The sequence below is a fragment of the Aeromonas taiwanensis genome (assembly GCF_000820165.1).
Taxonomy (GTDB): domain Bacteria; phylum Pseudomonadota; class Gammaproteobacteria; order Enterobacterales; family Aeromonadaceae; genus Aeromonas; species Aeromonas taiwanensis.
In genome coordinates, this window is the sequence record NZ_CDDD01000077.1 from 1 (window position 1) to 19,795 (window position 19,795).

Sequence of the window (19,795 nt, forward strand, 5' to 3'; positions counted from 1 at the left end):
GTCCAGACCCCGGCACCCAGCCCCTGCTCCAGCGCCTGCATGAAGGGATCCTGACTGAAGTGGCGGGGGGGGGGACGGGCCGACAAAAAGGGCCGCCGCGGAGGAGGGAGGTGGTGGGGGGGGAAGGCGGGGCGCCAGCCCCCCCCCCCCCCCCACCCCCTCACCAGCCCCCGGCGCCCGGCCTAGGGGGTCCCTGGGGCCACCCCCCCCGCCCGCCGCCCCCCCCGCCTCAACGTGCGCGACCTTGGCCGGCTCGGCCGCAAGCTGGGGGCCGTGCTGCGCCGCCCGGCCAAGGAGCGGGCCCCTGCCCTCGTCCCCCAGGAAGAGCCGACGCCCCAGGTGATGCCGCCGCTGGCGTTGCCCTTGCCCGGCAGCCCGTTGGCGGGGCGGATCAACGGCCACTGGCTGGCGGCCCAGATCCGCCGCCAGCTGCCCGAGCTCGACAGGCCGCTGCTCTGGATCTCCCTGCCAAGCGCGGTGGATCTGGTGGGCAAGCTCGGCGAGCGGGCGGTGATCTACTACTGCGGCGACGACTTCTCGGCCCTGGCGGGGGTGGATCACGAAGCCATCGCCCGCTGCGAGGCCAGGCTGGTAGAAAAAGCAGACCTTATCCTCGCCGCCAGTCCGGCGCTGGCCAGCCGCTTTCCCCCCCACAAGACCCGGCTGCTGAGCCACGGGGTGGATCTCGGCCTCTTTATGCCCCCCCAACCCAGGCCGGCGGATCTGCCGAGCGGGCGCCCCATCGCCGGGTTTTACGGCAGCCTGAGCGACTGGATAGACGTTCCCCTGCTGGCCGACACCGCCCGCGCCCTGCCCCACTGGGATCTGGTGCTGATAGGGCCCAAGCAGACTGACCTGAGCCCGCTGGCAGGACTGCCCAATGTGCACCTGCTCGGCCCAAGGCCTCACCACACCCTGGCCGCCTACGCCCAGCACTGGCAGGTGAGCCTGCTGCCCTTCGTCGACAATGCCCAGATCAGGGCCTGCAATCCGCTGAAGTTGCGCGAGTATCTGGCGACCGGCCGGCCCGTGGTCAGCACCGATTTTCCGGCCCTGGACGGCTATCGGGAGCTGGTGCACTTGCCCCGCCCGGGTGACAGCCTGGCCCAGGCCATCCAGCACGCCGCCCTCGACGCCCCCGGGCAGGACTGGTTCCTGCGCTACGAGTGGGAGGCGCTGACCTGCCACGAGGGAAAAGCGCAGCGCCAGCAGGCGGTGGCGCAGCAGAGCTGGGATCACAGGGCCGACGAGCTGAAGACCTGGCTGGCGGGGCTGGCCTGATGGGCTGGCTGGCGGCGTGTTTGCACAGGGCATGCTGGCTGCAGGTCCTCGGCCTGCTCACCCTCAGCCTGCCGGCCCTCTGCTTGATAATGGGGAGCCCTGTGCTGGCGGCGAGCCGCCTTGATGGCCCCACCTCCTTGCCGCTGAGCGGCGAGCAGACGCCCCAGCGTCTCACCTTCGAGCGCCTGCCCTGGCCCGTCGGGGCGGATGATGAACTGGTGATCGAGGGTCACAATCCCGCGGCCGGCCCCCAGACCCTGATCCTGCGGGTCGATGACGCCGCCTCGGTCAACTACCGCAGCCGGGTCAATATGGAGCGGATCATCCCCCCGGGCCCCTTCACCCTGCGTTTTTCTTTAAGCGACTGGCGCACCGCCCAGCCCAGGGCCCTGGCCCTCGACCAGCTCACCAGGCTCTATCTCTTTATGGCTGACGGGGCGGCGCCGCTCACCCTGACACGCTGGTACTGGTCCCCCGGGCTGACCCTGCCCGCCGGCACCATAGCCCTCGATCTGGGGGCGAGCGACTCGCCTCGCTTTACCGGTTTCGAGTCCCTGGCGCCGGGGGATCCGCGTCTGCTTGGCCACCCCAGCCCTATCTTGCGCCCCTCCGGCGATGCGCTGATCCGCGACGGGCTGCGCAACCTCGACGGCGTCAGGCTGGAGGTTCCCAAGGGGCGCTACCAGCTCACCCTCTGGCTCGACGATCCGGGCGAGTGGGAGTACCTGCCCCACCCCCTCGAACGCAGCGTGCTGATCGATGGCGAACCGCTCTGGGCCGAGCGGTGGCAGCCGGACGAGTGGCTGGCCCAGCGCTATCTCGCCGGCCAGCAGCAGGAGGCGCTGCCCAATCCAGACCCCTGGCTGCTGTTTGGTGCCCGCCAGGGGGGGCCGGTCAGCCTGGTGCTCGAGCACCCGGCCGGCCCGCTCACCCTCACCCTGGGGGGCAATTCGCCGGATGCGAAATTTCTCTCCGGCCTGCTGCTGGCCCCCTATCCGGCGGCGGACAAGCAGGCTGACGCCAAGACGGACGCTCCTGCGCTGGCCGAAGCCACCCGGTTGGTGCTGGCCAAGCAGCGTCAGCTCTTTACGGAGAAGTGGGCCCTGGCCCCCTATTCGCTGCCAGAATCCCCCGCTCGCCTCACCCTGACCCCCATCACGCCGAGTCAGCCGACCTTGAGTGCCAAAGCCAGCCCGGCAACCCCCGCCACTCCCGTACTGGCCGCCCGGGGCAGCCAGCTGCTGCTGGAATTCGTCATCGAGACGCCCGAGGATGACGCCGCCCCCCTGCTGGTGATCCAGCCGCCGGCAGCCAACGGCGTCACCCTGCCGCTGACCCCCTACCACGGCCAGTGGCATCTGGTGCGCCCCCAAGCGAGCGGCACCCTGCTGCTCCCCTCGGATCAGGAGCTGGTGGAGGGGGTGGCTGGGCTCACCCTCAAGCGCCGGGTGCCAAGGCGCCTGGTGCTGCATCTTCCCATTCCGAAAGATGCGCCGGCGGGGCGCTATCAGGGCAATATCCAGCTGCTCAGCCACCAGCAGCTGGTGCAGCTGCCGTTAGAGGTCGAGGTGCTGCCCCTGACCCTGCCCGCCGCCAGCAAACCGGTCGGCATCTACCTCGACACGCCCCCCTACCTTGGCTGGTTCAACCAGGGCCCGGAGCTGGCCAGTGCCCAGCTGGCCGCCAGTCGCTGCGATCTGGCGCGGCTCGCCGGGCTTGGGATAAGCGGCGTGGCCCCCGCCCTGCCCCAGGATGAAGCCGGGATGCGCGCCACCCAGGAGGAGGCCATCGGCCTTGGTTTTCACACCCCCTTGCTGGCCTACGCCTCCCTCAAGCGCTGGGGCAGCGACGCCAACAGCCGGCTCGAAGCCTGGCAGCAGCGCCAGGCCGCCTTTCGCGCCCGGGGGCTGCCGCCCCTGGCCTGGAGCCTGTTTGACGAGCCGGATCTCGGCGCCCTGCCCGCCATTCAAGCCATGGCCCGCGAGATGAAGCGGCGGGATCCTGCCGTGGTGCGGGCCGGTCACTTCAACCACCCCGCCCAGGCGCCCTTGCTGGCCGAGGTGGAGATAGCCCTGGTCAACGCAGGCTTTGGCGCCGACAAGGCCGATGTGGCACGGGTGAGGGCCGCCGGGGCCGCCCCCTGGTTTTACAACCTCGGCACCCCGCGCGCCGCCGGCTTCTACCTCTGGCAGAGCGGGGCCGAGGGTTACCTGCAGTGGCACGGGCGCATGCCCACCGCCCTGCCCTACGACCCCACCGACGGGCGCGAGAGCGACTTTCTGCTGCTGGGCCCCCAGGCCTGCGAGGCCCGTCGCCTCTCCTACGATCTGTTGCTACTGCAACAGGGCATCGAGGATCTGCGCTGGCTCACCTGGCTCGAGCAGGCGGCGCGCCAGCAGGTGGAGGCGGCCCTGCTGCTGCAGCGGCTGCGCGATTCGGTGCCCACCCGCTGGCAGCAGACCGAAGCGCTCCCCGCCAGCCGCTGGAGCGGCTTTCGCGGCGAGATTGAACAACTGGCCAAGGGCTTGAAAACATTGCAAACTGGAGCCCATTCATCCCCCTGACTGGCCAGCTTATGCCGCATCAGAACGTCACCCACATAAAGGCTTACGGGCGCCAGCGTGCCGCGCGCCGCCCCCGCCAGAGCGGGCTCGCCGCAGGCTTGTTGCTCTCCTTGCTGCCCTCTTTGCTACTTGGCGGTTGTGCCCGCCAGACGCCCACCGAGGATCCCCTGCCCATGCTGGCACAGCTGCGCCAGCAGCAGCTGGCCGAGCAGGCCCAGCTGTCGCTGACTTATCAGGAGGAAGCAGTGATGCTGGCGGCGGATCAGGAGCAGCAGCTGCACCAGTTTCTCGGCCAGCGGGATCCGGCGAAGATAGCCCTTATCAGCGGCCCCGGGCCGCAGACCGACCTGCTGGAGAGTGCGCGCCTTGCCAGCAGCCGCCTTGGCAAGCTGACCGGCCTGCTCAGTGCCCGCGCCATCGAGATAGAGCCGCGCTACGATCCTATGCTGGCCCCGAACACCCTGATGATCCGGGTGCTGCCCGCCGACGCGGCGAGCCCCCTCAGCGAGGCTCCCCAGGCGCAATAAGGGCAAGGCAGGCCCCGGGCAGCGCGACCCGATAGAGGGGGGCTGGTGCGTTTCCCCACAGCGTGTTCCAGCCCTGATGGAAGCGATAGGCCAGCAGCGGCGGCTCCGGGTGCCAGCGCCCCTCGAACATCACCCCCTGCAGCCGGCCAGCCCCTGCGAGTTTTACCGACATGGCCTCCCGATCCGGGGCCACCGCCATCGCCTGCAAGACACCGTCACAATCGGGGTGGCGCAGCCGGTAGCCCACATAGGTGCCCCCCAGCACGGGGCGCGCCCCCTGCATCTGCCAGCCGAGCTGGCTGAGTTCCCGCAGCATCTGGCGCGTACCATCCACCGGCTGGCGGTGCTGATAGCGCCACCCCATGGCGCCGGTGGAGGCGAGCGCCACCAGCAGCAGCCAGAGATACCCCCTAGGCACTCCTTTCATGACGCCCCCTCATAAACAGCAGTGTCATCACCAGCAGCATCACCAGCCATTGATAGAGCTGGGCAAGCGTGCCGGTATGCAGCCAGCCGTACCAGCGCAGATCCAGGCTCATCAGCACCAGACGCAGCTGGTTGCTGCCCATATAGCAGAGCAGGACCAGCCCCAGCAGGGGCAACTGGCGATGCAGGGCCCGCCCGGGGGCGAGCCAGCAGGAAGAGACCAGCCAGGCCAGGGCCACCAGATAGAGCTGGGAGAACGAGGAACAGCCTTTGAGCACGATCAGGGCATGCCCCCCCACCCGCTCGATGCGATTGCCACTTTGCACCGTCTCCCACCCCAGCAGCTGCAACCACTGGCCCACTCCCCAGGCATCGATCGCCAGCACGGGGCCGGAGAAGAGGGCAAAGAGCTGCTGCCCCCACAGCACGGCCAGGGTGAAGGCCACCACGATGTGCAGCACGGCACGCTCGTCTGCCCCCTGCTTGCGCCGCCACAGGCTCGCGACCAGCAGCAGGCAGGCCAGCGCCTTGCAACTGGCGCTCGGGATCACGCTCAGCAGCGAGAAGCACAGTAGGCTGGCACGGCCAGGCTGCCAGTGCGCTGCAACCCGCGATGCAATTTGCCACCAGCTGGCGATCAGCAACACCACCAGCAGGTTGAACTGCCCCGTGTTGAGCCACACCATGGCCCACTGATTGACGAGCCCCAACAGCAACCAGTTGGGCGCCCACTGCCAGGGACGGATCTCCATCGCCTCACCCCGCTCTCTTGCACACGCATCCTGGCTGGAGACCGCAAGTTCCATGCCCGCTTCGGACCGCCTGCAAAGTGGCACGCTTTATTCATTACTCTGGTCGGCACTGAGTTCCAGGCCCAAGGAGAAGGAGCGAGCGATGAGACTCAAACCGTTGGCAGGGCTGGTGGGAATGCTGCTGGTCAGCGCCCCCGCCTACGCTTTGACCGAAGTGGATACCGAGCTGCAACTGCTGATGGATGTGTCGGGCAGCGTCAGCGCGTCCGAGTTCAACCTGCAGTTGCAGGGATATGTGGACGCCTTTTACAGCCAGGCGGTGCAAGACGCCATCCTGGATACCAGCGATGGCAAGCTGGGCTCCATCGCGGTCCAGATGGTGATGTGGAGCGGCACCACCCAGCAGGCGGTGATGACCGACTGGTTCTACCTCTATGACATGACCTCCATCAACGAGTTTGCCGCCACCCTGGACGCCCTGGTGCGCCCCTACTCGGGGATGACGGCGCCGGGCTCGGCCATGCAATTCGGCGCCCTGCAGTTCGAGACCAACGACTTTACCGCCACGCGCCAGGTGATGGATGTCTCCGGTGACGGGATCCAGAACGCAGGGCTCGACACCTCCACGGTGCGGGATCAGCTGCTCGCCTCCGGCATCGATACCATCAACGGCATCACCATAGGCCAGGACTACCCCGATGGGGTGCTGCAGGATTGGTATCTGAATAATATCGCCGGCGGCGAGGATGCCTTCGTCATCAACGCCACCACCTTTGCCGATTTTGGCAGCGCCCTGGAGCTGAAACTCGCGGCCGAAATTGAGGGGGGGATCATCCCGGAGGGTGCGCTGGCGGCCCCCATCGAAGAGATCCCGCTGGCGGCCCAGCTGCTGCTCGGCATGCCCTTGCTGCTGGCCTGGCGTTATCAACGTCGTACTCAAGGTCGCAACCAGCAGAATGCCGGATGGCAACGGATGCCGGTCATCGGTTAGTTTGTCACCCTATGTGCAGAGATTAGGGAGCCATGGCTCCCTGTGTTTAGGCCGTAGATCTGGTAATTAATACACATCGGCTGTGCTTAATACTGCAATCGATAAGCCCGAGACGCGGCCTCAAAGGCCAAACATTACTAGCTCACACCTAATACGGCTAGCAACGCTTTACCACAAGAAATCAAACGCAACAAAGTAACCATCGCAGCTCAATCGGACTGGAAACTCCAGACGTTGAGAGTCTCTCTTGAATAGTTTGTTATGTTCTATTCCCACAGTTCACAATGTTTTGTAACAGAGAAACCGGCTTTCTCCAACAGATCTGAAAATGATTCCAAGTGATTGGCCCCACAAACAACTAATATTGGTTCATATTGAATGGATTTCACTCGTTTAAACCACTCTTTCTCACGCCTCTGATATGCTTCCCGCTTTCGTTTTTCGCATTCAATTTTTGCTTCTTTGGAATTCAACTCATCGAATTCCATAAATATAGAGTTCTCAATTTGGTTGAAATTTTGAATGCCCAACACAGCTCGTTCCTCAAGGTTAGGCTCGATATTTATATACTGAAGATTGTGTTTTTTAGCTAAATACAAAGGGATTGAGTCAACATCAATTTCCTCTGCAATAACTTTAATGCCAAACTGAGAAATCAACCCCTCAATGTAAGTTCTAAACCCTGAATGCGATATATCTCTCTGAATTGTATGTTTTGTTCCAACTATAACAACACTACTCATTGTTTAACTCTCTAAAAACACGTTTAGCTAAGGCGCGGCTTTAGCTGGTTGCTAGCTGGCCTTATAAGACGCCGTAATGGGCTTTCCATCGTGTACGCGGTTTACATTGAATTTCAGCTAAGAAGTCATTAAGGCTCCTGGAATTCTTGCCGGACCTTTCAACAATGTTCTTACGGCGCACGCGGGCGTCAATTGTTTTGTAGCACTCGGCGTAGAATGTTTTAACAACATCAGGCCATTCATCTTTGTAGCCTTTGTCTATTTCTAGAAATCTGCGCAAGCACAAGGAAACTAAATCAGATATCTGAATCATGGGGTTTTTTCTTGAATCCACAGGGTAGCTGAACTCTACAATCCACTTTACTCTGTGTGCAGCAACACCTTCAAATCTTCTGCTGTGAACAATGCGTTCAATATCTGAGTGAAGATTTTCTTTCTCATCAAGAACGATCAATCCTCTGGCAGTGTGCCCTAGGTTCTTTTTGGTGTGCCAGTTTATATAGGTTACTAGGTAGTCGAAAGAGAAAAGGTACGGAATTTTGTAGTCAAATGGAAAATCAAAGTTGCAATCAGATTGGTCCAATATATTCTTCTCGATTGCAAAAAAGAAAGCATCATGACCAAGTTTGTCTAATAACCCTAAAATATCTCTAACGAGCTGGAGTCGTTTATCTATTTCATGGCCTGCAAATGGCCCCTCACCTTTGGGGCTAAGCAATTCATGTGAGTGGAGCTCAAAACCTGCAGGAACTTTTCCATCGAAATAGTTCCGTATAACTGTAGAAAATTCGGTTTGAGTGTTATTCCATTTCTGATCTGCAATGGAAATTCCGCCAAGGACAAAAATGGGCTGATTTACATCCTTGAGGTTGGCCCCTGTACAGCCACTTTCATCCATGTAGAAGAAGTGCACGATACCTCCTTGGCAGTTAACAGTAATTAGATCGCAGGGCAATTATTGTGTTAGTAATGCCATCCATCTAACTCCACCCTACAACTCGCCACCACAGTCAATAAATCATTTTAAAAATCACTGCGTTTACAACCAGCTTCTGATTTATGAGTGTGTTATCAAAATCACATGCAAGCTCCATTTGTATCACCGCCTAAAATCACAGTCAACACGCAGAATAAAAAACGCCACCAATTCTTATCTTTGCAATCACATCTAAATTCGAAGCAAACCATCGTCGTTGGTCAGACGCTATATGAGTGATATAAAAAAGGCCTCATCACGAGGCCTTATCAGAAATATTCAGGTTCAGAGTAATGGCCTGTCTTGACGGCCATGGGTAACTATCAACCCGGTACCTCCACCAGCGACGGCTGGGTATGGGCCACCTGGCTAGTGTAGGCATGCACAGGCTCGCAATAGGGAATGCGGCTTAGCACAGGCGCCTTGATAAGGGCTGCCAGCTGATCGGTGCGGCGCAGGCTGGTGTCCGCCAGTTCAATCAGCAGGGCCAGACCGCAGCCGAGCCCCAGGCCCCCCACCACGCCGGCAATCAGAAACAGCCAGAGCGGGTAGTTGCTGGGCTTGCTCGGGGCGAAGGGCTTGTCGATCACCTTGATCCGCTCGCTCGGCTCGAAGCTGCCCAGCGCCCCGGTCACCTTGGCCTTCTCGTAGCGCAGCAGCAGATCCTGATAGAGGGCCCGCTTGACCTCGAGGTCCCGCTCCAGCTCTGCCAGCTGGCTCTCCGTCTCCCCCTGGGAGGCCACCACCCTGGTCAGTTCGTCGAGCTGGCGCTTCAACCCTGCGGCCGTCTGCTCGGCTTCGGCGAGCTGCGCCCTGGCCTGCTCCCACTCGGGGCCCGTGGCCGCCTCGGGCTGGCTCTTGAATCGCGCCAGCTCCTGTTGCAGCTGCTCAATCTGGTAGAGGAGGCTCTGCACCTTGCTGTGCTCGTCGCTATAGCGCACCCGCAGCAGCGCCAGCTCGGTCTGCATCTGCTGCAGCTTCTCCTCCAGGCTGCGGGCCGTCGGCCCCTCCTGCCCGCGGGAGAGCTGCTCGACCCGCGTCCTGGCCTGGGCCAGCTGGATCAGGCTCTCGGCGTGGCGCTCTTTCAGGCCGTAGAGCCGGGCCGCATTGGCATTTTGCTGATCCGGCAGGGCGCTGGCGTGCTCGCGCTTGAAGTCCGCCAGCAGCTGTTCGGCCCCCTGCAGCTCGCTGCGCCGGCTGTCGAGCTGGCTTTGCAGGAAGCGCTCGGAGGACTCGGCCGACTGGCGCCCCTTGTTCAGCAGGTTATAGAAGAAGCGGCGCGACACGGCCTCCAGCAGGCCGGCGCTGCTCTCTGCGGAGTCGGCCTTCACCTTCAGCTCGATCACCTCGTCCCCGATAAGGCGAATGGAGACGGACGCGGAGAGCCAGTCCATGATGGCGTCGCGCTTGGCCGGCGGGGTGTTGTCATCCACCAGCTTGCGGTCCCGCGCCACCCCGTCCATCACGTAGCGGCTGCGCAGCATGGCCTCTAGCACCGCGAAGCGATCCTTGAGGCTCTCCTGGGTGATCAGATCCTTGAGGGTCGGCGTCTGGTTGGAGTCCTGCGGCACCATGAAGGTGGTGCGGCTCTCGTACACCTTGGGGCTCAGCACACCGATCGCCATCCCCACCAGGGGCATGATCAGTGCCGGCATCAGGATGAGATAACGACGCCGCCAGGCGGCGAAGAGGATGATATGGAGGTTGTAGTAGAACTGGACCGGCATGGCGTCACTCCCCACAAGACAGACATGGCATAGCGCCACAGGCAGGAGCACTGCAAGGGCAATGCCAGACATCAAGCACCGTTCGACGCCGCACTCCGGCGTGGGTGGTACAGGATTCGCATAGCCATGGTCACGGAGCCCAGGCTCCCACGCCCAGGATGGCCCAGCGAATGTCCAGAGGAGAGCACCATGCCAATCCCAATGTCCGTCTCTGCCAGCACCGCTATCGTGCAAGTCGTCCAGCATCTGCAGCCCGGGGGGCTGGAGACCATGGTGCTCAACCTCAGCCAGGCCAACGAGTGCCACCAGCCCATGCACATCGTCTCCCTGGAGGGGAGCAAGGAGGCGCTGCTCGCGGCCTGGCCCGCCCTGGCCCCGTTCGCCGCGCGGATCCACTGCCTGAACAAGCCCGCCGGCTGGTCACTGGCCACCCTCTATCGCCTGATCCGCTTGCTGCGCCAGCTGCGCCCGGCAGCGGTGCACACCCACCATCTGGGCCCGCTGCTCTATGGCGGGCTGGCCGCCCGGCTGGCCCGGGTGCCGACCTTGGTGCACACCGAGCACGACGCCTGGTATCTCGACGATCCCCGCCAGCGCCAGCTGGCCGGGATCGGGCTTCGCACCTTCAAGCCCACCCTGGTGGCGGACGCCGCGCCGGTGGCGAGCCAGCTGCAGGCCCGCCTCGGCAATCTCTCCCCCCTGGTGATCCCCAATGGCATCGACGAGAGACGCTTTGCCCCCGGCCCCGCCGAGCTGGCACGCCAGGCCCTGAGACTGCCCCTGGGGGTGAGGCTCATCGGCTGCGCCGCCCGCCTGGAGACCGTCAAGGGCCACAGCCTGCTGCTGGAGGCCATGACGCACCTCTCCCCCGAGGTGCATCTTGCACTGGCCGGGGTGGGCAGTTTGCAAAATGCATTGCAGCAGCAGTGCCAGCAGCTGGGCATAGCCCATCGGGTCCACTTTCTCGGTCTGGTGGAGCAGATGCCCCGCTTCTATCAGGGGCTGGATCTCTTCTGTCTGCCGTCGCTGGCGGAGGGCATGCCCCTGTGCGTGCTGGAAGCCCAGGCCTGCGGCGTGCCCGTGGTGATGAGCGCCGTGGGGGCCGCCGCCGAGATAGTCTGCCCGGCCAGCGGCCAGCTGCTCGAAAAACGGGATCCCGTCCTGCTCGCGCAACTTCTGGCACAGGGGTTGCTCGACTCCCATGGCCTGCGCGCCGTCACCCGAGCCTTTGTCTGCGAGCAGGGCAGCCTGAGCCGGATGGCGCAAGCCTATCAGGCGCTGTATGTCCGTTGAATCGACCCTAGCGCCAAGGCGCGTCAACGAGTAACAAAGGAGTGTCCCATGGAGTGGCTCATGATCCTGTTCTGGCTGTGTGCGGCTCTGGTGGTGTACCACCATGTCGGCTACCCCCTGCTGCTCAGCTGCCTCGGCAAGCGGGCCAGCGCGCAGCTTCACCGGCCGGCGCCGAGGCAGCGCGATTTTCGGCAGGCGCCTGACGACGCGGCCCTCCCCGCCATCACTCTGGTGATGCCCGTCTACAACGAGGCGGTGACCCTGGCAGCCAAGCTGCAGAATCTGGCCAGCCTCGACTATCCGGCCGACAAGCTGGAGGTGCACCTGCACTTCGATGGCTGCACCGACGACAGCTACCCCATCGCGCTGTGCCAGCTCGGGGATCCCGCCTTGCAGCAGCTGCGGATCCGGCTGTTCGACCACCCCCGCAATCGCGGCAAGGTGGCGGTGCTCAACGAGGCCATGACCCAGATAGACACCCCACTGGTGGCCTTCAGCGATGTGTCGGCCCTGCTGCCCATTGACAGCCTGCTGCTGGCCGCCGCCCACTTCCAGGATCCCGCCATCGGCGTGGTGGGCGAGGCCTATCGCTTCTGGCAGCCTGGCTCCCAGGGGGAAGAGAGCTACTGGCGCTACCAGAGCCAGATCAAGCTGTGCGAATCCGCCCTTGGCAGCATGCTGGGAGCCCACGGCGCCTTCTACGTGATGCGCCGTGACTGCCTGGCCCCGCTGCCGCCCGACACCATCAACGATGACTTCATCCTGCCGATGCAGGCCATCGCCAGGGGCTACAAGGCGGTGTACGACAACCGCTGCGCCGCCCTGGAGCTGGAAGTCTCCGATGCCATGCTGGAGTCGGTACGCCGGCAGCGCATCGGCGCCGGCAACACCCAGCAGCTGCTCAGACTGCTGCCCCTGCTCCACCCCAGATTCGGCTGGGTGGCATTCAACTTCGCCAGCGGCAAGGGCTTGCGTGTGCTCATGCCCCTGTGCCTGACCCTGCTCTGGCTGTGCGCCATTCCCCTCGCCATCCACTCGCCCCTGTTCATGGCGCTGCTGGCCGCCCAACTGCTGGGTTATGCCCTGGTGATGCTGATCCAGCTCGCCCCGGTCCATCCCTGGCCCAACCTGCTTCGCAAGATCCACTATCTGGTGCTCGGACACTGGTACAACGGCATCGGCACCCTGCGTTACGGCCTGCGGATGCGGGCACGCCCCACTGCACAGGAGAAAGCAGCATGAAACATCCCATCCCCAAGATGACCCTGGTGATCAAGCGCACCATGGATCTGGTCGGCGCCAGCCTCGGCCTGCTGCTGACCCTGCCCCTGTGGCCCCTCATCATGCTGGCCATTCGTCTCGACAGCCCGGGTCCGGTGTTCTTTCGCCAGCTGCGCATCGGCCGCAGCCACGCCAGCCACACCGAGCTCTTCTTCATGATCAAGTTTCGCACCATGCGGGCCGATGCCGAGGCGGGCACGGGGCCGGTCTGGTGTGGCAAGGCCGACAGCCGGATCACCCGCAGCGGCAACTTCCTGCGCAAGACCCGGCTCGACGAGCTGCCCCAGTTCCTCAATGTGCTCAAGGGGGAGATGTCGCTCATCGGGCCCCGGCCGGAGCGCCCCGGCATCGCCAACCGGCTGGAAGATGCGGTGCCCTTCTTTATCGAGCGCACCTATGAGGTGACCCCCGGCATCACCGGGCTGGCCCAGGTCAATCAGGGCTATGACGAATCCCTGGATGACGTGCGCAGCAAGCTCGCCTTCGATCTCGCCTACTCCCTCGCCCTGCTCCACCCCTGGCGCTGGCTGGTGCAGGACATGCAGATCATCGGCAAGACGGTCGCCATCATGGTGGGCCGAAAGGGGCGCTGATCCTCCCCCTTGGTCTGTTTTCGGGCCACTGCCCTGGCGGTGGCCCGATGCTTTTCCCCTCACGTTCCCTCTGCTGTTCCCATCCTGCCCCCCCTTTTCATTGCCGACCGCAAGCCGCGCCCGTGGTTTGCCTCACACAGATCCCCTCACCAGATAGGTGACCATGTTCCCCCCGGGGCGGCTGGCGCCACAGCCATCACGGCGCCCCTGACCCTTGTAACGGGACACAGACCCCGCGACCCGCTCTCTGGCAAGGTGATGGTGTCGCTGTTCCTGGTGCCTAGGGTGCGCCGCTAGGTGGCCGGGAGCCTCGCGAACCGTGCCATCCTGCCCCGCAGCCTGGCTTGCGCCGGATAGAGGGGCAGAGACGCCAGCGGGAGGATGACAGGGGGGCTGAGAACACGGGCGGGGGAGCTGGCGATAGGCCATAAAAAAGCGAGTGGCCTGGCCACTCGCTGTGCTTGCTGGTTGTTTGCGGATCGGGATCAGGCGGTATAGACCGCCAGGATGTCGCTGACCCTGTGGTTGACGCTGTAGCCCCGGGTGATGGTCTGGCGGGCTGCCCGGCTCATGGCACCGCGCAGCCGTGCGTCACTGTGCAGCCAGTAGTTGACGACGGCCGCCATCTCCTGCACCTGGCCCGGCGCCACCAGCCAGCCGTTGCACTTGTGGTCGATCAGGGAGACCAGCCCCCCCACCGCGAAGGTGCAGACCGGGATGCCATGGGCCATGGCCTCCAGGGCCACCAGGGGCAGCCCCTCGAAGCGGGAGGTGATGCAGAGCAGATCGATCAGCTGCCACTCATCGGCCATCTGGCGAAAACCGTGAAACGCCACCCTGTCCCCGTATTGCATGCGCAGCCCTCCCATGAGGGGGCCGTCGCCGTAGAGGTGAAACTCCCCCTGGGGGCAGAGGGACGCCAGCTGGCAGAACGCCTCGGGCCCCTTCTCGTCAGAGAGGCGGCCGACGAAGGCGATGCGATTGCCCGCCACCGCCGCCGGAGTTGCCGGCATGGGCACAAAGTTGCTGATGACGGTGCTTGGCACCGGCAATCTGCGAGCGATGGGCTCGCTCACTGCAATGCACTTCGCAAAGCGCGCCGTGATCCGGTCGAGCCAGCTGTAGAACTTCAGCTTCCCCTCCCCCTCATCCCCGCTGTGGAAGGTCGACACCACTGGGGTACCTGTGCACCAGGCGGTGAGGCGGCCCAGGATCCCGGCCTTGTAGCCATGGGTGTGCAGCAGCACGAAGCCGGGCTGGCTCGCCAGCACCCGCACGAAGTCCCGACTGTTGCGACAGACGCGATACGGCAGCCCCTGCTGTTTCAGCAGGGCGACAAAGGGGGTCATGCCGTGGTCTTCCACCAGCACTATGGTGGTGTCCAGCCCTCTGGCCAGCAGATCGCTGGCGAGGTGGGTGATGTGAACCTCGATCCCGCCGACCTGGCGGGCATCGATGGCGAGCCAGATCTGATGTGTTGGCAACATAGTCGCACTCCTCTCGTGGTATCGGACCAGATACCACAGGGAGGTTGCATAGAGCGGGCCAGAGATGGGAGGTTTTCAGCCGGCAGGCAGGGCGACCAGCAGCAGGGTCATGTCGTCCGGGGCGCTGGCGGCCCGCTCGTCAAACCAGGTGGCGATCTGCTGGGCCAGCCGGGCCAGCTCGGGCTCGGGGGCCAGGCAGATCTGCTGCAGCTGCGCCTCCCACGACTGGCGCTCGGCAGGATCCCTGCTCTCCAGGAGGCCGTCTGTCCAGAACAGCAGACGCTCCCCCGGCTGGAGCTGATGCTCGCAGGTGTCGTAGTGGGGATCCGGCCGCAGGCCTGGCAAGGGACCGGTGACACCGAGCTGGCGCATGCCGTCCGCCCTGACAAGCCAGGGCGCCGGGTGCCCGGCGCTGGCCCAGCGGATCAAGCCTGCCTCCCCCAGCTCGATGCAGAGGGTGGTGAGCAGGGTGGCGCCCAGCAGAGGATCGCTGTGGACTGCGGTGGCCAGGGTAGTCAGCAGGCTGGCAGGGGATCGCTGCTCGCTCTGGGCGGTCAGCAGGCCTCGCAGATAGCCCGCATAGGCGTGGGCGAAGAACTTGGCCTCGGCGTCGTGCCCCATCACGTCCCCGAGCCACAGCACCCGATCCCTCACCAGCAGAAAATCTCCCCCGCCCACGGCGGCGGCGCGGGTCTGCAGCGCCAGCTGATAGCCGTGCAGCTGGTTGGCCGGCAGCAGGGGGCGAAGGGCCGAGGTCATGCGCTGATCCAGCTGATCCCCCCACTGGGCCTTGAGCTGGGCCGAACGCTGCAGCACCCGAAAGACCGCCTGCTGCAGCGCCTGCTTGGTGATGGGCTTGACCAGAAAATCGTCGATGCCGAGGGCGCCGGCCCGGCTCTGGGTCCATTGATCCTGATGGCCGGTCAGGAAGATAAAGGGGACACCGCGCATCTTGGGATCCTTCATCAGCTGCTGGCGCAGGGCGAAGCCGTCTATCCCCTCCATCTCGATGTCGGAGAGCACCAGGGCTGGCGGCTGGCGACCGAGCGCTTGCAAGGCGGCGCAGGGGTCGGCGTAGCTCTCGACCCGGTAGTGCTCGTGCAGATAGCCGGTGAGCAGGGTGCGCATCACCCTGTCATCGTCGATCACCGCCACCACGGGCGCCTGACTGGCACTGCCCCGGGCTCGCAGCCTCACCCGGTTGCGATCCCCCTCCCGGCTGAAGTTCACCTCGTCAAACAGCCGGTGCACCAGCGCCAGACCATAGCCCCCCTCCTGGGGCTCATCCGGCAGGGGGGTCGCCGCCAGGGCAGGCTGGGGCCCGCCGTCGTCATCGAGCAGCAGGCTCAGGCCGGATTCGTCCTGCTGCAGGGTGAGCCAGAGGTGGCTCGCCGGCGGCGAGCCATGGCGCACGATATTGGTGGCGAGTTCGCTAAAGCAGAGCAGCCAGTTGGCCTGCTCCCGAGGAGGCACCTGAAACAGCGCCAACCCCTGAGCCAGGCGGGCACGCAGGTCGCGCACCGACTGCAGGGTGGCGGGGGCGGATCGCAGCCACTCTTCCATCGCGTCTCCTCAGATCCGGAAATTGAGCAGGGCGCTGCGCCGACACCAGCGTTTGAGCCACTCGGTCAGGCGGTTGCTCGGCAGCCGGTTGAGCTCGCGCAGGATCTCGCTGGCGAGCCCCGGGTTGACCCTGTCGTTGAACACGGCCCCCAGCAGATTGGCCTCGGCCCGGGTCAGCTTCTCCACGGCGCTCTGCACCATGGTGGTCGGCGTCACCCCGGCCAGCACCACCAACAGAGCCCCCTCGCAGGCGGCGCACACCAGATCCGCCGGAATATTGCCCCGGTTGAGGGCGTTGAGGGGGGAGGTATCGAAGATGACCACGTCATAGTGCTCGAGCCAGCGCACCAGCAGCTGGCGCAGGGTCTCCTTGTTGCGAAAGGCCATCAGATCCTTGCCCGGTGCCGGCAGCACCGCCAGGGTCTGACCCTGATGCAGGGGCTCGGGCACGTCGTTCGGGCCCCAGGCCAGAGGGGCAGACCGGCCAGGATGGCAGAGATTGAGATCCACCAGCAGGGTCTTGAGGCCGTCCGCCTCGGCGCGCCTGGCCAGCGCCTCACAGATGGTGCTGACCCCCTCGCCCCCTTCCGCCGAGGTCACCGCCAGGGAGCGGATCCCCCGCGCCAGGGTCGAGGCGTAGAGCGACTCCAGTTCCAGGTACTGGATGGGGATGCTCATCTCACAGGGTTCCTATCAGGGCGACGACCGAGATGGTGGTGAGGATGTCTCGCATCCCGTCCATGAAGATGGCCCAGTTGCTGCTCTTGCTGTCGGGGATGAAGACGGTGTCCCCTGCCCTCAGCACCGGCAGCTTGCTGAAATCAGGCTCCTTGGCAAAGCCGTCCAGATCGAAGGTGCGCGCCTGATCCCCCTGGCCGCTGGCCGCCATGTTGATCACCACGATTTTCTTGATATAGGCCGAGCTGGTCGGCCCGCCGGCCTCCGCCAGCAGATCCAGCAGGGTCATGGAGGAGTTGAAGCGATAACGGCCGGGCCGGGAGATGGCTCCCAGCACCCGTATGGTGTTCTCCTTGGGCTCGTCGAGCCAGGGGCGGTTCTTCTCCGGCAGGTAGATGGAGTCCCCCGGCAGCACTTTTGGCAGCAGGGTCTCGTCGCCGGTCTCGAAGTAGAGGGCCAGATCCAGCTTGCTCACCCGCGCCGTGCTGCCGTTACGATGGGCGATGCGCACGTTGCGCAAATCCGCCGCGGCGGTGGGGCCATCGGCGGCGGAGAGGATGTCGATAAAGCCCATCTGATCGTTGAAGGCGTAGCGGCCCGGGGCGCCGACCTGGCCGAAGATGTAGATGGAGCTCTCCGGTGACTGGCGCACCCACTGGGATTTGTTGTCGCTGGGATCGGTGGGCAGCTCGGGGATCATGATGGTGAAGCCGGCGTGGATCCTGGGCAGGCTGCCAAGGGCCCCCCCCTGATGGAGGAACTTGTCGAGATCGAAGACGGTGGGCGTCGCCATTCCCCCTTCCGCCGTCAGGATCTGCACCTTGGCGATGTCGGCCCGCTCGCTCGGACCGCCGGCGTGGGCGATGAGATCGAGCAGGGACATCTCGTCAGACCATTCATAGCGTCCGGGAATGCGCACCGCCCCCATCACCATCACCGCCCGCCCCGGCGCGACCTTGAGCCAGGACTTCTCGTTGATGTCGGTCTTCTCGGGGATGAAGATGGCGTCCCCCGGCCTTATCTGGGGCAGCGCCTTCTGCATCCCCTCGGTATAGGCCTGCAGATCGATGGGTTCGACGGTGCCGTCGGTGCGCAGCAAGCGGATCTGGCGGCTCTCCGCATAGCGGGTCGGGCCGCCTGCGTTGGCCAGGATATCGAGGAAGGAGTCCCCCTCCCGCCCCTCGTAGGCGCCGGGTTTGAACACCTCCCCCATGATGTAGATGGTGCGCGCCCCCCGCTTGATCTGCTCCTCGTCCTTGGGCACGAAGATGGTGGCCCCGGGGGCCAGGGCGGGCAGCAGCTTGCTGTTGCCAGAATCGAGATAGGCCTTGAGATCGAACAGCTCGGGGGCGTCCCCGTTGATCACCCGGATCCGCTCCACCCCGGCAAAGCGGGTCACCCCGCCGGCCCGCATCAGCAGATCCACGATGGAGTTGCCGCTCTTGAAGCTGAAGGCGCCCGGGCTGTTCACCTCGCCAAATACCTTGATCGCCTTGCCGGTGTCGCCATCGCCCCCGGCCGCCAGGGTGGCCGCATCGAAGTCGATCTGGACGTTGCCGATGAGGGGGGATGCGGGCACGAACACCACGTCGAGGGATTGCAGCGGGGGCAGCAGGGCAGCATCGCCGGTATCGAGATAGCGCTTGTAGTCGAAGCTGGAGACGCTGTCGCCGCGGCGCACCTGCATGTTGTTGAGCTGGGCCCCCGGCACCAGGCCGCCGGCGGCATCGAGCGCCATCTGTATGTTGCCGTCGGGGGCGAGGTCATAGCTGCCGGGCTTTTTCACATAGCCCATGACGCTCACCAGCAGGCGTTTTTCCAGGAGCGTCACCGTCAACTGGGAAAGGTTGTTGTAGACGGGATTGAGGGCGGTGCGGATGATGGCCTCGGCCTCGGGGAGCGTCTTGCCCCCTACCCCCACGTCCCCCACCTCGGGCAGGGTGATTTGCCCCTGCTTGTTGATCTGGAAGGGCTGATCAAATGCCGCCTCCCCCGGCTGCACGATTGAGAGCCTGTCCCCGGGGGCCAACAGGGTGCTGGCCAGCAAGGGGTGGGTAAACAGCAAGAAAACAAGACCAATCAATCCTTTGATAGCGCCCCGAACCATAGAGATCCTTTTTGTTCGCTACGTTTGCCCCCACTGCCGCAAGGGGAGTCCAGACCAGTTACCGCTACAACCTCCACTGGTGGTCTTTTCCAGCTGCAAACGCGCTTGTTGTAATGATTGTGCCAGCATGGCCTGACGCCAGGCGACCTCTGACCAGAGCCGGCCATGCATATCCCGAACTATGTCAACTCGTTGAGATTGTAGTAGTTTCAGCCCGGCTGGCATGCAGTCGCCCAGGTGGGCCTGCTGCAAGTCGGCCAGTTGCTGATCGAGCCTCTGTTGACGCTCATCATAACCCGACAGCAGGCGCTCTTCACCCTCATTTAACGGCAACCGGGTGGGCCTCACCTCGGCCATCCCTCCCCTGCCCTCCGGGGGCCATTGGGTACAGCCCGAGGCCAGCACGCACATCCAGAGGATGCACCCGAGTTTCATGATGTCGCCGCCATCATGCCGGAAGCGAGCATGTAAGCCTTGACGTTCTCATGACAGGGGATGGAGCGGTTGATGTGCAGCATCTCCAGCAGGTCATAGGGCTGGCCCGGGCCACAGATGAGCTCTAAATGATGCCCGTTCATGACCAGGCGCTTGTGCAGAAACACCAGGGCACCGATGCCGGACGAGTCGATGAAATGCACGTCTCGCAGATCGGCGAGCACATCCCCCGCATACTCCGACAACTTCTCGAACAGGGGGCGCAGCTCGCCGACAGCCATCGCATCGAGTTCGTTTTCCAAGGCCACTACCTGGGTGTCATTCAGGGTGTAGGTCATGCTTTCCATGTTGAAGCTCCTTGTGCTGTTGCA

The 19,795-nt window shown here is 64.2% G+C and carries 17 protein-coding genes; 7 read left to right on the forward strand and 10 right to left on the reverse strand.

What is annotated here, in order from left to right; genetic code table 11:
• The first annotated feature begins 234 nt into the window (after window positions 1-234).
• The 3 genes from BN1136_RS13780 to BN1136_RS13790 all read left to right on the forward strand — a co-directional run bounded on the left by BN1136_RS13780 (window position 235) and on the right by BN1136_RS13790 (window position 4,372).
• Entirely contained in the window at window positions 235-1,281 is a 1,047-nt protein-coding gene (locus tag BN1136_RS13780) for a glycosyltransferase (protein WP_231557883.1), read from the forward strand.
• Between the two features lie 89 nt (window positions 1,282-1,370).
• Window positions 1,371-3,845: a hypothetical protein gene (locus BN1136_RS13785; protein ID WP_043808701.1), complete on the forward strand. Its 2,475-nt coding sequence runs from the start codon at window positions 1,371-1,373 to the stop codon at window positions 3,843-3,845.
• An 11-nt stretch (window positions 3,846-3,856) separates the two neighbouring features.
• Window positions 3,857-4,372 (forward strand): hypothetical protein, encoded by a 516-nt coding sequence (locus BN1136_RS13790; protein WP_231557885.1) that lies wholly within the window; start codon window positions 3,857-3,859, stop codon window positions 4,370-4,372.
• On the opposite strand, the gene BN1136_RS13795 is transcribed toward BN1136_RS13790, so the two are convergent.
• Both BN1136_RS13795 and BN1136_RS13800 read right to left on the reverse strand, forming a co-directional pair.
• Entirely contained in the window at window positions 4,347-4,799 is a 453-nt protein-coding gene (locus tag BN1136_RS13795) for a hypothetical protein (protein WP_043760873.1), read from the reverse strand. The two genes, BN1136_RS13790 and BN1136_RS13795, sit on opposite strands and share 26 nt — an antisense overlap.
• Window positions 4,783-5,604 carry a hypothetical protein gene (locus tag BN1136_RS13800; RefSeq protein ID WP_081843750.1) on the reverse strand — a complete coding sequence of 274 codons (822 nt, stop codon included), beginning with the start codon at window positions 5,602-5,604 and terminating at the stop codon, window positions 4,783-4,785. Before BN1136_RS13800 ends, BN1136_RS13795 begins: the two co-directional genes overlap by 17 nt.
• An 88-nt stretch (window positions 5,605-5,692) precedes the next feature.
• Here BN1136_RS13800 and BN1136_RS13805 point away from each other — a divergent pair, with 88 nt between their 5' ends.
• A complete protein-coding gene (locus BN1136_RS13805) occupies window positions 5,693-6,541 on the forward strand; it encodes a DUF1194 domain-containing protein (RefSeq protein ID WP_043808690.1) in 849 nt (282 codons plus the stop codon).
• 266 nt (window positions 6,542-6,807) lie between these two features.
• On the opposite strand, the gene BN1136_RS20255 is transcribed toward BN1136_RS13805, so the two are convergent.
• From BN1136_RS20255 to BN1136_RS13810, 3 genes are all read right to left on the reverse strand, one after another.
• Complete coding sequence (locus BN1136_RS20255) at window positions 6,808-7,284, reverse strand: hypothetical protein (protein ID WP_152552618.1); 477 nt, start codon at window positions 7,282-7,284, stop codon at window positions 6,808-6,810.
• 61 nt (window positions 7,285-7,345) lie between these two features.
• Window positions 7,346-8,197, reverse strand: a complete 852-nt coding sequence (locus BN1136_RS19930) for a DUF3800 domain-containing protein (RefSeq protein ID WP_197068456.1) — start codon at window positions 8,195-8,197, stop codon at window positions 7,346-7,348.
• Window positions 8,198-8,583: 386 nt separating this feature from the next.
• A complete protein-coding gene (locus BN1136_RS13810; protein ID WP_043760899.1) occupies window positions 8,584-9,987 on the reverse strand; it encodes a GumC family protein in 1,404 nt (467 codons plus the stop codon).
• A gap of 189 nt (window positions 9,988-10,176) precedes the next feature.
• Here BN1136_RS13810 and BN1136_RS13815 point away from each other — a divergent pair, with 189 nt between their 5' ends.
• Genes BN1136_RS13815 through BN1136_RS13825 form a run of 3 tightly spaced genes read left to right on the forward strand, consistent with a single transcriptional unit; the run spans window position 10,177 to window position 13,154 of the window.
• Complete coding sequence (locus BN1136_RS13815) at window positions 10,177-11,280, forward strand: glycosyltransferase (RefSeq protein ID WP_043760900.1); 1,104 nt, start codon at window positions 10,177-10,179, stop codon at window positions 11,278-11,280.
• Window positions 11,281-11,328: 48 nt separating this feature from the next.
• The gene (locus BN1136_RS13820; RefSeq protein WP_043760902.1) at window positions 11,329-12,522 is read left to right on the forward strand and encodes a glycosyltransferase family 2 protein; all 1,194 of its coding nucleotides are present in this window, start codon (window positions 11,329-11,331) and stop codon (window positions 12,520-12,522) included.
• Window positions 12,519-13,154: a sugar transferase gene (locus tag BN1136_RS13825; RefSeq protein ID WP_043760904.1), complete on the forward strand. Its 636-nt coding sequence runs from the start codon at window positions 12,519-12,521 to the stop codon at window positions 13,152-13,154. The genes BN1136_RS13820 and BN1136_RS13825 overlap by 4 nt, the downstream gene beginning before the upstream one ends.
• Before the next feature lie 485 nt (window positions 13,155-13,639).
• Here the strand turns inward: BN1136_RS13825 and BN1136_RS13830 are convergent, their stop codons facing one another.
• The 5 genes from BN1136_RS13830 to BN1136_RS13855 all read right to left on the reverse strand — a co-directional run bounded on the left by BN1136_RS13830 (window position 13,640) and on the right by BN1136_RS13855 (window position 19,771).
• On the reverse strand, window positions 13,640-14,641 hold the full coding sequence (locus tag BN1136_RS13830; protein WP_043808693.1) for a glycosyltransferase family 4 protein: 1,002 nt from the start codon (window positions 14,639-14,641) through the stop codon (window positions 13,640-13,642).
• A 75-nt stretch (window positions 14,642-14,716) separates the two neighbouring features.
• The gene (locus BN1136_RS13835) at window positions 14,717-16,204 is read right to left on the reverse strand and encodes a SpoIIE family protein phosphatase (RefSeq protein WP_043760909.1); all 1,488 of its coding nucleotides are present in this window, start codon (window positions 16,202-16,204) and stop codon (window positions 14,717-14,719) included.
• 9 nt (window positions 16,205-16,213) lie between these two features.
• Window positions 16,214-16,882 carry a P-loop NTPase family protein gene (locus BN1136_RS13840; RefSeq protein ID WP_043760912.1) on the reverse strand — a complete coding sequence of 223 codons (669 nt, stop codon included), beginning with the start codon at window positions 16,880-16,882 and terminating at the stop codon, window positions 16,214-16,216.
• 1 nt (window position 16,883) lies between these two features.
• A complete protein-coding gene (locus BN1136_RS13845; RefSeq protein WP_231557886.1) occupies window positions 16,884-18,947 on the reverse strand; it encodes an SLBB domain-containing protein in 2,064 nt (687 codons plus the stop codon).
• 473 nt (window positions 18,948-19,420) lie between these two features.
• A complete protein-coding gene (locus BN1136_RS13855; RefSeq protein ID WP_043760917.1) occupies window positions 19,421-19,771 on the reverse strand; it encodes an STAS domain-containing protein in 351 nt (116 codons plus the stop codon).
• Between the last annotated feature and the right edge of the window lie 24 nt (window positions 19,772-19,795).

Bases quoted from the DNA above. Each gene is read 5' to 3' on its own strand.
- BN1136_RS13830 (WP_043808693.1), bottom strand. From the start codon at position 14,641: ATGTTGCCAACACATCAGATCTGGCTCGCCATCGATGCCCGCCAGGTC.
- BN1136_RS13790 (WP_231557885.1), top strand. From the start codon at position 3,857: ATGCCGCATCAGAACGTCACCCACATAAAGGCTTACGGGCGCCAGCGT.
- BN1136_RS13795 (WP_043760873.1), bottom strand. From the start codon at position 4,799: ATGAAAGGAGTGCCTAGGGGGTATCTCTGGCTGCTGCTGGTGGCGCTC.
- BN1136_RS13855 (WP_043760917.1), bottom strand. From the start codon at position 19,771: ATGGAAAGCATGACCTACACCCTGAATGACACCCAGGTAGTGGCCTTG.
- BN1136_RS13785 (WP_043808701.1), top strand. From the start codon at position 1,371: ATGGGGAGCCCTGTGCTGGCGGCGAGCCGCCTTGATGGCCCCACCTCC.
- BN1136_RS13800 (WP_081843750.1), bottom strand. From the start codon at position 5,604: ATGGAACTTGCGGTCTCCAGCCAGGATGCGTGTGCAAGAGAGCGGGGT.
- BN1136_RS13820 (WP_043760902.1), top strand. From the start codon at position 11,329: ATGGAGTGGCTCATGATCCTGTTCTGGCTGTGTGCGGCTCTGGTGGTG.
- BN1136_RS13835 (WP_043760909.1), bottom strand. From the start codon at position 16,204: ATGGAAGAGTGGCTGCGATCCGCCCCCGCCACCCTGCAGTCGGTGCGC.
- BN1136_RS13815 (WP_043760900.1), top strand. From the start codon at position 10,177: ATGCCAATCCCAATGTCCGTCTCTGCCAGCACCGCTATCGTGCAAGTC.
- BN1136_RS13840 (WP_043760912.1), bottom strand. From the start codon at position 16,882: ATGAGCATCCCCATCCAGTACCTGGAACTGGAGTCGCTCTACGCCTCG.
- BN1136_RS20255 (WP_152552618.1), bottom strand. From the start codon at position 7,284: ATGAGTAGTGTTGTTATAGTTGGAACAAAACATACAATTCAGAGAGAT.
- BN1136_RS13805 (WP_043808690.1), top strand. From the start codon at position 5,693: ATGAGACTCAAACCGTTGGCAGGGCTGGTGGGAATGCTGCTGGTCAGC.
- BN1136_RS13825 (WP_043760904.1), top strand. From the start codon at position 12,519: ATGAAACATCCCATCCCCAAGATGACCCTGGTGATCAAGCGCACCATG.
- BN1136_RS13810 (WP_043760899.1), bottom strand. From the start codon at position 9,987: ATGCCGGTCCAGTTCTACTACAACCTCCATATCATCCTCTTCGCCGCC.